This is a genomic window from Solirubrobacter phytolaccae (genome assembly GCF_027587195.1).
GTDB classification, from domain to species: Bacteria; Actinomycetota; Thermoleophilia; order Solirubrobacterales; family Solirubrobacteraceae; genus Solirubrobacter; species Solirubrobacter phytolaccae.
This window is the reverse complement of record NZ_JAPDDP010000132.1, coordinates 1-10,265: the sequence shown is the minus strand read 5'-3', so window position 1 is coordinate 10,265 and position 10,265 is coordinate 1. Positions and strand designations below refer to the sequence as shown.

At 70.2% G+C, this 10,265-nt stretch carries 11 protein-coding genes; 2 read left to right on the top strand and 9 right to left on the bottom strand.

The genetic code is table 11. The annotated features are described in order from the left end of the window. From OJ997_RS35525 to OJ997_RS35505, 5 genes are all read right to left on the bottom strand, one after another. A partial coding sequence (locus OJ997_RS35525) for an RNA polymerase sigma factor (RefSeq protein ID WP_270030198.1) occupies nucleotides 1-316 on the bottom strand: 316 nt, incomplete at its 3' end. Between the two features lie 33 nt (nucleotides 317-349). Next, nucleotides 350-1,390, bottom strand: a complete 1,041-nt coding sequence (locus tag OJ997_RS35520; RefSeq protein ID WP_270030197.1) for a L,D-transpeptidase family protein — start codon at nucleotides 1,388-1,390, stop codon at nucleotides 350-352. A gap of 72 nt (nucleotides 1,391-1,462) precedes the next feature. Next, nucleotides 1,463-2,503, bottom strand: coding sequence for an NAD-dependent epimerase/dehydratase family protein (locus OJ997_RS35515; RefSeq protein ID WP_270030195.1), 1,041 nt, complete (start codon nucleotides 2,501-2,503; stop codon nucleotides 1,463-1,465). After that, entirely contained in the window at nucleotides 2,500-3,318 is an 819-nt protein-coding gene (locus OJ997_RS35510) for a lysophospholipid acyltransferase family protein (RefSeq protein ID WP_270030194.1), read from the bottom strand. Before OJ997_RS35510 ends, OJ997_RS35515 begins: the two co-directional genes overlap by 4 nt. Continuing rightward, a complete protein-coding gene (locus OJ997_RS35505; RefSeq protein WP_270030192.1) occupies nucleotides 3,315-3,857 on the bottom strand; it encodes a 5' nucleotidase, NT5C type in 543 nt (180 codons plus the stop codon). Before OJ997_RS35505 ends, OJ997_RS35510 begins: the two co-directional genes overlap by 4 nt. 21 nt (nucleotides 3,858-3,878) lie before the next feature. Between OJ997_RS35505 and OJ997_RS35500 the strand changes: the two genes are divergently transcribed. Then, the gene (locus tag OJ997_RS35500) at nucleotides 3,879-4,817 is read left to right on the top strand and encodes an alpha/beta fold hydrolase (RefSeq protein WP_270030191.1); all 939 of its coding nucleotides are present in this window, start codon (nucleotides 3,879-3,881) and stop codon (nucleotides 4,815-4,817) included. Here the strand turns inward: OJ997_RS35500 and ilvD are convergent. Genes ilvD through thiD form a run of 4 tightly spaced genes read right to left on the bottom strand, consistent with a single transcriptional unit; the run spans nucleotide 4,804 to nucleotide 8,236 of the window. Beyond that, entirely contained in the window at nucleotides 4,804-6,471 is a 1,668-nt protein-coding gene (gene ilvD / locus OJ997_RS35495; RefSeq protein WP_270030190.1) for a dihydroxy-acid dehydratase, read from the bottom strand. The two genes, OJ997_RS35500 and ilvD, sit on opposite strands and share 14 nt — an antisense overlap. Nucleotides 6,472-6,480: 9 nt before the next feature. Beyond that, nucleotides 6,481-7,086 (bottom strand): hypothetical protein, encoded by a 606-nt coding sequence (locus OJ997_RS35490; protein WP_270030189.1) that lies wholly within the window; start codon nucleotides 7,084-7,086, stop codon nucleotides 6,481-6,483. Between the two features lie 5 nt (nucleotides 7,087-7,091). Beyond that, nucleotides 7,092-7,343 carry a hypothetical protein gene (locus OJ997_RS35485; RefSeq protein WP_270030188.1) on the bottom strand — a complete coding sequence of 84 codons (252 nt, stop codon included), beginning with the start codon at nucleotides 7,341-7,343 and terminating at the stop codon, nucleotides 7,092-7,094. Then, a complete protein-coding gene (thiD, locus tag OJ997_RS35480; protein WP_270030187.1) occupies nucleotides 7,340-8,236 on the bottom strand; it encodes a bifunctional hydroxymethylpyrimidine kinase/phosphomethylpyrimidine kinase in 897 nt (298 codons plus the stop codon). The genes OJ997_RS35485 and thiD overlap by 4 nt, the downstream gene beginning before the upstream one ends. An 83-nt stretch (nucleotides 8,237-8,319) precedes the next feature. Between thiD and OJ997_RS35475 the strand changes: the two genes are divergently transcribed. After that, nucleotides 8,320-9,753: a circularly permuted type 2 ATP-grasp protein gene (locus OJ997_RS35475; protein ID WP_270030186.1), complete on the top strand. Its 1,434-nt coding sequence runs from the start codon at nucleotides 8,320-8,322 to the stop codon at nucleotides 9,751-9,753. The last annotated feature ends 512 nt before the right edge of the window (nucleotides 9,754-10,265 follow it).

The window sequence follows — 10,265 nt, the reverse complement described above, 5'->3', positions numbered from 1 at the left end:
CGCCGGAGCGGCGGCGGTCGGCGGGGTCGCCCGGGCGCGCCGCTGTGGCGCCCCCGTCGGCGGCCGCGGCGGCCACTCTCCGCGCGTGGCGGTTGGCCTCGCGGCGCCGGTTCGCGAGCACGTGGCCCGCGGTGGAATAGAGCCATGGGAGCGGCTCCTCCGGCACCTGGTCGAGCTTGCGCCAGGCGACGAGGAACGCCTCGTTGACGACCTCCTCGGCCAGCGGCGGCTCGGCGCGCCGGAGCGCGTAGCGGTGCACCGCCGCGTAGTGCTCGGTGAAGAGCGCTTCGAAGCGGGCTTGACGGCTGGGGTTCACACCCCTATCTGTCCGCCTAGCCCGCGGGGTTCACTACGCGATGTAAATGGGAGCGCCGACGGGAACCTCTTCATAGAGCTCCTCGACGTCCGGGATGTGCATGCGCAGGCAGCCGTGCGAGGCCGCCGAGCCGATCGAGGCGTCGTCCGAGGTGCCGTGGATGCCGACACCGTCGTAGATGCCGAGCCAGCGGGCCTTGATCGGGTTCGACGGGTCGTCGCCCGGGATGACCTTGCCGGCCAGATCGCCCGCCCAGTCGGAGTTCGGCACGTGCCAGGCCGGGTTGATCGCCTTGTTCTGGATGTTGTAGAGCCCGGCCGGCGTGTCCATGCCGACCTTGCCCACGGCGATCCCGTACGTCTTCTGCAGCTTGAGGTTCTTGTAGAGCTTCAGCTTGAAGTTCTTGCGGTCCGCGATGAGGATCGCCGGGTACTTCTCGGCGATCTGCTTCGTCGAGACCTTGGGCTGGACGACGGTGGTCTTGACCGCGACCTCTTCCGTCGCGCCCGGCGTCAGCAGCGTCTTCTCGAGCTCCTTGGCCAGCGTGTTGTACTTCACGCGGACGCCGGTGCGGGAGGTCGTCGGCTCGACCTTGCCCTCCGTCAGGTCAAGGTTCGCGTCCTTGGGCTGGCGGTCGATCGACTTGCGCACGCGCTTGACCAGCTTGTCGATCGCGGGCTTGTTCCAGCTCACGTCGGCGGCGAGCTCGGTGTTGATCGACTCATTGCGCAGGTTCCGCCACGAGCGGGAGAACATCCCGCCCTGCTGGGAGCGCTCGAGCGCCTTGTCGACGGAACCGCGGATGTCGATCCCGATCGACGCGGCCTTCTGGGTCAACGTGAAGGTGCGGTCCTTGTAGGAGACCTTCACGGGGCGGTCGAGCGGCGCGAGCAGCGTGTCCGAGAGCTTCTTCTCCGCTTGCGCGCGCGACATCCCACCGATGGGGACACCGTTGACCCTCACGCCCTCTGCAACCAGGTCCTGCTTGGACTGGTCGTAGAAGTACGTGGCGCCGACGACGCCAAGGCCGAGGACGACGAGCAAGGAGGCAATGACGATCAGGCGAGTACGCATGGGGCCCCGCAATGGTAAGACCAACCCCGGCGGTAGGAGTACCCCTGCAACGCCGCTGGCCTGTCAGGCAGATTACTCGTCGCGTCGGACACTCGGTGACCAGCGCAGAAACTCCTCGACTTCACGCTCGTACCGATATGGCGCCTCGCCGCTTTCCCTCAGCGGTTTGAGCCGCTGAGCGGCGGCGAAAGCCTGCACGGTCTCCCTCGTCGTGAGGCCGAACCGGAAGCCGGATTGCTTGAGCTTGCGGTTGTCGAGGCCGCGTCCGTAGCGCAGCTGCTGACGGACCTCGTCGGGGACCTTGACGCCCACCAGACCCGCGGCGGCGGTGCCGAGGCTCGTCCCCCACGGCGGCAGCAGCGGCGCGTAGAGCTTGCCGAGCAGGCTCGCGACCTCGCTCAGCACCAGCACGCCGTCGGGTGCGGCGTTGTAGATCCCCGGGAGCTCGGTCTTGGCGGCGTAGTGGAGCGCGCCGACGATGTCGTCCTCGTGGATGAACTGGTAGCGCGGGTCGAAACCCAGGATCCCCGGCACCGCGGGCAGGCCGAGCAGCCGGCTGTGCGAGTTGTGCAGATCCGGGCCGAGGCCGTTGCAGAAGCGCAGCGTGGTGACCGTGACCTTCGGGTTGCGCTCCGCGAAGCCGCGGACGGCGTCGTCGGCCTCGACGATGTCGGACTCCAGCCGCGTGCGCGGCGGGTGCGGGCGGCGCATCTCCTCGGTGAAGAAGCCCGGGTCGTCGCGCTCGCAGCCGTAGTAGTGGGCGCTCGACTTGAAGACGACCTTGGTCACGGGCGAATCCGGCCCACCGCACGCGGCGAGGATGTTCATCGTCCCGATCACGTTCTGCTCGTGGGCGACCCGCGGCGGCGCGGTCGCGGAGTCCACGATCAGGCGGGTGTCGATCACGGTGTCGATCTCGGCGGCGTGGACGATCCGGCGCAGCAGCGCGTGGTGGGTGCCGACGCGCACGAACTCGGTGCGTTCCAGCGGGAGGCTCGGGTCGTCGGTGGAGACGCCGATCAGCACCTCCACGGCCTCGTCCTTCTCCAGCTCCTGCGCGAGGCGGCCGCCCCAGTAGCTGGAGAGGCCGGTGATCAGGACGCGCCGGCTCATCCGAGCCACACCGACTTGCGCTCGGCGAGCATCGTGTACAGCTCCTCCTGGATGCGGGCGCGGACCTCTTCGGCGACCGTCTGCACGAGCCCCTTGTCGTTCCACGGCTCGTCGCCCCACTGGTCGGTCGGGATCGGCTCCAGGAAGCGGATGAAGAACTTCGCGGGCAGGTAGCCGGGCGCCGGGATGACCGGGAAGTAGATGAGCCCGGTCAGCTTTTTGAGCAGGCGGACGTGCGCGAAGATCGGCATCGCCTCCTCGGCACCGACGAGCGCGATCGGGACGATCGGGGCGCGCGCCTTCATCGCCGACTCCACGAAGCCGCCGCGGCCGAAGCGCTGAAGCCGGTAGCGGTCCTTGTAGAGCTTCTCGGTGCCCTTCGCGCCCTCGGGGAATACGAGCACGAGCTCCTCCTCGTCGTGCAGGAGCCGGTGGACGTTGGCCGGGTGCGCGGGCACGCCGCCGAGCTTGGAGACGAGCAGGGACAGGCCGGGATAGCCCTTGAAGAAGTGCTCGACGGTCAGATGCAGGTTGCGCGGGCGCGCGTGCTCGGTCTTGATCGCCTTGGCGATCATCGAGGCGTCGGGCGGGAGCGCGCCGGAGTGGTTGGAGACGAGCAGCGCGCCGCCGGTGGACGGGACGTGCTCGATCCCGTCGACCTCGACCCGGAACCAGTAGTGGTAGAGGAACTCGTAGATCGTCTTGTCGAAGAAGCCCTCGACGCGCTCGGAGCGCCCCCAGTCCGTGACCTGGCGCTCGGGCTCGATGGCCGGGAGATGGGCGCGGTGGTCGGGTGGGGGTTCGAGCGCTTTCAAGACAGATGCGACTCCAGCCGCTGCGCGAGCGTCGGCCAGTCGGGGGCGGAGATGACGCCGGGCAGGTCCCGGTTCCACGGGTGCTCGAGCGTCGCGGCGGTGATACCCACTTCGGCCGCGCGCCGCAGGTTGTCCGGTGAGTCGTCGATGAGGACGTCGATCTCGAGCTCCACGCAACGGGAGATCTTGTCGGACGAGCAGTACAGGTCGTCGTGCGGCAGGGCGATCGTGTCGAGCCACTGCGCCGTGTGCGGGTGCGTCTCCGCGGCCCGGTGGCTCGTGATGTGGATGAAGTGCCCCTGCTCGTGCCAGTGCGTGATCGCCTCGACCGCGCCCGGATACGGCTCGGCGGCGAGCACGTGGTCGGCGCTGTGGGTCTCGTCAACGATCGTCTTCAGCTGCTCGGGCGTGAGGCGGTCGATCGCCCACGTGTATTGGGTGTCGTAGGGCAGATCGACGCCGTAGCGGCGTTTGGCGATCTCCGCGAGCTGGTCCCAGTACGGGTGCAGCGTCGAGTCGATGTCGATCGCGAGGCGCACGAGCGTTGGTACGGTAGCGGCGTGTCGGGGTTCCTCGGGCAGGTTCGCGCGCTCCCGCTCAACGCGTTTCTCCGTTCCCGGCCGGACCCGGACTACGCCGACGGCGACGACTCGAGCTGGATCTCGGTCGACTGGCCGTCTCTGACGCGCAGTGAGCTGATCCTCGGCAAGCGGATCAACGTCATCGACACGGGCGGCGACGGCCCGCCGCTGCTGTTCCTGCACGGGCTCGGCGGGCTGTGGCAGAACTGGCTGCTGAACATCCCCGCGTTCATGGGGCGCTTCCGCGTGCTGGCGCCGGACCTGCCGGGCTTCGGTGGGTCGGAGATGCCGGCCGGGCGGATCTCGATCCAGGGGTTTGCGCGGGTGATCGACGCGCTCTGCGACCGGCTGGAGATCGAGTCGCCGGTGGTCGTCGGCAACTCGATGGGCGGGTTCATCGGGGCGGAGCTGGCCTTGGCCTTCCCCACGCGCGTGCGCAAGCTCGTGCTGGTGTCCTCGGCGGGGATCTCCGCGGAGAACATGTGGAAGGAGCCCGTGATGGCGGTCGGGCGGCTGATGGCCGTCGGCGCGGCGCGGGCGGGCGTCAAGCAGCTGCCGGTGGCGTCGCGGCCGCGGCTGCGGCGGGCGGCGCTGCAGCTGGTCGTGCGGTATCCGGAGAAGCTGTCGGTGCCTTTGGCGAGCGAGCTGGTGGTGGGCGCGGGGACGCCCGGGTTCGTCGGCGGGCTGGACGCCGTGCTCGGCTACTCGTTCCGCGACCGGCTGCCGGAGATCGAGATCCCGACGCTGATCGTCTGGGGCCGCAACGACATCCTCATCCCGGTCGAGGACGCCTACGAGTTCGAGCGGCTGATCGGCCCGAACGCCCGTGTCGAGATCTTCGACGACACGGGCCATCTGTCGATGGTCGAGCGCCCGTCGCGGTTCAACGGGCTGCTCGACGCGTTCATCGCTGAGTGATCGCACCCTCGCTCGCGCTCGCGACGAGCGCGGCGTACTTGCCGAGCACGCCGCGGGTCATGGTCGGCGGCGGCACGTAGTCGGCGAGCCGCTGCCGGATCTCCTCGTCCGGCACGTCGAGGTCGATCCGTCGGGCGTCGACATCGATCGTGATCGACTCGCCTTCGCGGACAGCGGCGATCGGGCCCTTGTGGACCGCCTCGGGGGCGATGTGGCCGGCCATGAAGCCGCGCGTGGCGCCGGAAAAGCGACCGTCGGTGAGCAGCGCGACGCTGTCGCCCAGGCCCTCCCCCACGATCGCCGCGGTCACGGCCAGCATCTCGCGCATGCCCGGGCCGCCGGCGGGACCCTCGTTGCGGATCACGACGACGTCGCCGGGGTTGATCTGGCCTGACGTGACGGCTTGCATGCACGCCTCCTCGCCCTCGAAGACACGCGCCGGACCCGTGTGGTGGCGCCGTTCGTGGCCGCTGAGCTTGACGACGCTGCCCTCCGGGGCGAGGTTGCCGCGGAGGATCGCGATGCCGCCGGTCTTCTTGATCGGGTTGTCCAGCGGGCGGATGACTTCCTGGCCCGGCGCCTCGTCCGCCTCCTGCGCGTGCTGGCCGATCGTCTTGCCGGTCACCGTCGGCGCGTACTCGTTGAGGAGCCCCAGGGCCTGGAGTCGCTGGGCGAGCACGGCGGTGCCGCCGGCCGCGTGCAGGTCGGTGGCGACGAACCGGCCGCCCGGCTTGAGGTCGCAGAGGCTGGGTGTGGACTCGGCGATCCGGTCGAAGTCGTCGATGTCGAGCGGGACGCCGGCCTCGCGCGCCACCGCCAGCAGGTGCAGGACGGCGTTGGTGGAGCCACCGGACGCCGCGACCGCGAGGATCGCGTTCTCGAGGCTCTCCTTCGTGATGAGATCTGACGGGCGCTGGCCTCGTCGGAGGACGTCCATGACCAGCTCGCCGGCCGCGTAGGCGTGGTCGGACTTCGTGGCGTCCTGCGCCGGCGCGAGGCTTGGGCCGATCGGGCTGATGCCCATCATCTCGAACGCCATCGCCATCGTGTTGGCCGTGTACTGGCCGCCGCACGCGCCGGCGCCGGGGCTGGCGGCCGCCTCGATGTCGGCGAGGTCCTGGTCGGTGATCTTGCCCGCCGCGTTCGCGCCCACCGCCTCGAAGACGTCCATGATCGTGATGTCCTTGCCCTTGTAGTGGCCGGGCGGGATCGAGCCGCCGTAGAGCATCACGCCGGGCACGTCGAGGCGGGCGAGCGCCATCACCGTGCCGGGAATCGTCTTGTCGCACGCGCACAGGCAGATGACGGCGTCGAAGAGGTGGCCGAGCGTGACGAGCTCGATGCTGTCCGCCACCACCTCGCGGCTCACCAGGCTCGTCTTCATGCCCGACGTGCCCATCGTGATGCCGTCGGAGATCGCGACCGTGTTGAACTCCATCGGGGTTCCCCCGGCGGCCTTGATCCCGTCCTTGACGAACTTCGCGAGCGCGCGCAGGTGGAAGTTGCACGGCATCGTCTCGGTCCACGTGTTCGCGACGCCGATGATCGGCTTGCTCAGGGCCTCGTCGTCGTAGCCGATGCCCTTCAGGTACGCGCGGGCGGCCGCGCGGTCACGGCCCTCGGTCAGTGCCCGAGAGCGGTGCTTGAGGTCCATCCGGCGATGTTACGCCGCGCCGGAGGAAGCGCGTCGCGTACGTTCCAGCCGCTCGCGCTCCCAGCGCCCGATGCGCCAGATGTCACGCTGGATCGTCTTCTGATCGACCTGGCGGCCGGGCAGGTGCATGTTGGCGCTGTTGATCAGGCGGCGTTCGTCGCCCTTGAGCGCCATCCACTTGGCGAGCACGTCGTCGGAGTCGGGCAGCCGGCTGCTGCCGTACGGCTTGGACTCGTCCGGGAACTCGACGCAGTACTCGTTGAGCAGGCGGCCGGTCTGCGGCAGGTAGGCCACGATCGGCTTGTGCGGGTAGATGAGGTACGCGTACGGGACGCCGCGGAGCTCCTTGTCCAGGCTCTCCCCGCCCCAGACCCGGATGAGCCCCAGGTCCCGGTACATCTCCCACTCCTCCTCGTTCACGCACGAGCGCAGGAGCTCGCGGGCGCGCTGCTCGGCGCGGCGCTCACGGCCCGGGTCGAAGTCCCCGATGTGGCCGGCCTCGAGCGCGGCCTTGCGCGCCCGGCGTGCTTCTCCGCGACGCTCGAAGTACGGCAGCATCACCTCCCACAGCAGGGCGATGACGACGATCGCCGTGGCGCAGAGCGCGACGAGCACGGGTGTTACGAAGCTCCCCCCGCGGCGCGCGGGAAGAAGATGACGCGGTCGGCGGCGCGCGGGATCTGGTCGAAGCGGTGGACCATCTCCGCCTCGCGACGGCCGCTCTCGGACTCCACCGGGATCGCCGCCCACATGCCCAGCTCCAGCTGCTTGCGGAACTCGGTGACGAGACGCTGTTCGTCCTCGGCGACCTCAGGGTCACCTTCGGCGATCAGCTGCTCACCGTATCCCGGGCGCATCCGCAGGAACTTCATGGCCGCATTATGTCACGTGCGCTGAGGTGTCCTTTAGGGTCGGTCGCGCCAAGCTGACGCGCCGTCAGGGCACGGACGGCGACGTTGAGCACGTCCACGGGTCCAGCTCCCTTGCCGATGTCGCGCAGGCCGTGCTGCACGGCGCGCGACGCGGCGCTGCGCGCGGCCTGCGCGGCCTCGAGCGGGGTGGCGCCCAGGGCCAGGTGGGCTGCCAGCGTGCTCGAGTGGGTACAGCCGGACCCATGCGCAGCCCCATCCGGGAATCTTTCCCCGGTCAGCGTGTGAATTTCGATGCCGTCGTAGAACACGTCGACGATCTCGTCGCGGTGCCCGCCGGTTATGACGACGTGCGCCGGGCCGAGCGCGTGGAGCGTGGTTGCGAGGTCGGCGACGTCGTCGCTTGCGTCGCCGGTGTGCGCCCAGGACGCCGGCTCGCTTTGGTGGCTCCCGGCCAGCACGCGCGCCTCCGGCAGGTTCGGGGTGATCACGGTCGCGCGTGGCAGGAGCTCGGTGACGATCGCCTGGCGCGCTTCGTCGTCGAGCAGGACGGCGCCGCTCTCGGAGACCATCACGGGGTCGATCACGATCGGCGTTGTCGGTGGGAGGAGGTCCAGCGCTCGGCTGACTGCCCGGACCGTCGCCGCGGTGCCGAGCATGCCGATCTTGACCGCGTCGACGCCGATGTCCTCGTGCACCGCCCTGACCTGCTCGACGATGAAGGCTGCCGGGACCGGGTGGATGCCGGTGACACCCACGGTGTTCTGGGCGGTGAGCGCGGTGATCGCGGTCATGCCGTGCACGCCCGCGTACGCGAACGCCTTCAGGTCCGCCTGGATGCCGGCGCCGCCGCCGGAGTCCGAGCCGGCGATGGAGAGGACAGCGGGTGGGGCCATCCGCGTCAGGTTAGGCGGTCCTGCGGACCTGGCCCGAGTGTCGAACGTCCGCGTGTGAACGGTGTGTCAGGCTGGTGCGCCTGATGGCCTCGACGCCCGCCGACGAGCTGCTGGCCGACTACCCCGTCACCGAGGGGTGCTTCGACGAGGCGTTCGACGCCGACGCTTCGTTGCGCCCCGCGGCGCGCGCGGGCGTGGAAGCGGTGCTGCGGGCCGGCGCCGACGGGCTGCCGCAGCGCGTGTCACGGTCGCTCCGGCGCGCGGGTGTGCGCTTCTCCTCGGTCGAGGGCGACCTGGAGTTCTACGTGGACCCGGTCCCGCGCGTGATCACGGCCGCGGATTGGGAGCCGGTCAAGCGCGGCCTCGCCCAGCGGGTGCGGGCTTTGAACGCGTTCGTCGCCGACGTGTACGGCGACCAGCGGATCGTCGCCGAGGGCGTGGTCCCGCCGGAAGTGATCTCGAGCGCGGACTACTACGAGGCAGGCCAGCGCGGCTTGAAGCCACCCGGGAACGTGTGGATCGGCGTCGCCGGGCTCGATCTCGTGCGTGACGGCAACGGCGAGTGGCTCGTGCTGGAGGACAACGTCCGCACGCCCTCCGGGTTCGCCTACCTGCACGCGACGCGGCGCGCGCTGCTCGAGCACATCGACGTGGCGCCGGAGGCCACGCCGCGGCCGTTGGACGGCGAAGTCGACCTGCTGGCGGACACGCTGCGGACGGTCGCGCCGGACAGCGTGCGCGGTCGCCGAGCGCCGGTCGCCGCGCTGCTGACCGACGGGGAGCACAACTCCGCGTACTGGGAGCACGCCTGGCTCTCGCGCCACCTCGGGATTCCGCTGGTGGAGCCGCACGAGCTCGAGGTGCGCGCCGACGGCTTCCTGTGGCTCAAGCCGCGTGGCCTGCGCGAGCCGCGCCGGATCGACGTGATCTACCGGCGCACCAACGCCGACCGCCTGGACAGCGACATCGGCCGCCTGCTGATCGACCCCGTGCGCCGCGGCGTGCTGGGTCTGGTGAACCAGTACGGCACCGGCGTGGCCGATGACAAGCTCACCCACGCCTACGTCGAGGAAATGATCCGCTTCTACGTCGGCGAGGAGCCGGTCCTGCGTTCGGTGCCCACCTACGACCTCGCCCAGCCGGGCCAGTTGGAAGAGGCGCTGGACGTGTTCGACGAGCTCGTCCTGAAGCCCCGCGCCGGTCACGGCGGCGTCGGCGTGCTGATCGCCCCGCGCGCCTCCCGCGAAGAGATCGAAGCGACCCGCAAGGCCGTCATCGAGGACCCGGGCGCCTGGATCGCCCAGCGCATGGTCATGCTCTCCACGCACCCGACCGTGGTCGAAGGCGGCCGTCTGGCGCCGCGCCACATCGACCTGCGCCCGTTCGTCTTCCTCGGCGAGAACTGCGCGCCGCGCGTCCTCCCGGGCGGCCTGACGCGCGTGGCCCGCTCCGAGGGCGCGCTGGTGGTGAACTCGTCCCAGAACGGTGGGGCGAAGGACACCTGGGTCCTGCCCTAGCGGGCCCGGCCGCGGCCGCCGCGGCCTTGAGGTTGTGTTCCGCGTGGCGTTCCGCTCGGGTGGCGTGCGGCGGGTTGGGTTGGCGCCGGGGAGCGCACCGTCGGGCGCCGCGTCAAGAAATTCATGCCCGAGCGGCTTCGGGGCTCGAGGCCGCTCCAGGAATTTCTTGACCCGTCGCGGCCGGTGCGCTCTTGTGCGGGTGAGCGGCTGCGCCGGATTGCGCCCGGGCGCGGACCTGCGCGCAGACCACTGACCTGGGGTGATCCGTCAGTTGACGCCCGTGGAGGGCGTTAAGTGACGGATGACGGGATTGATCCGTCAGTTGGGGCCCTGTGGGGGCCCAAAGTGACGCATGACTCGCGTATGGGTGGCAATGGCGTGTTGGCCCGTGTGCGCGGGCGTTTCCGGCGCAGCCGGCTCATTGGGACGTCAGCGCAGCGGCGCCGGGTCTGTCAAGCCCGACCCGAAGGGCGGCGAAGCCGTCGCGCAGCGATCGCCTTGACAGGCCCGGG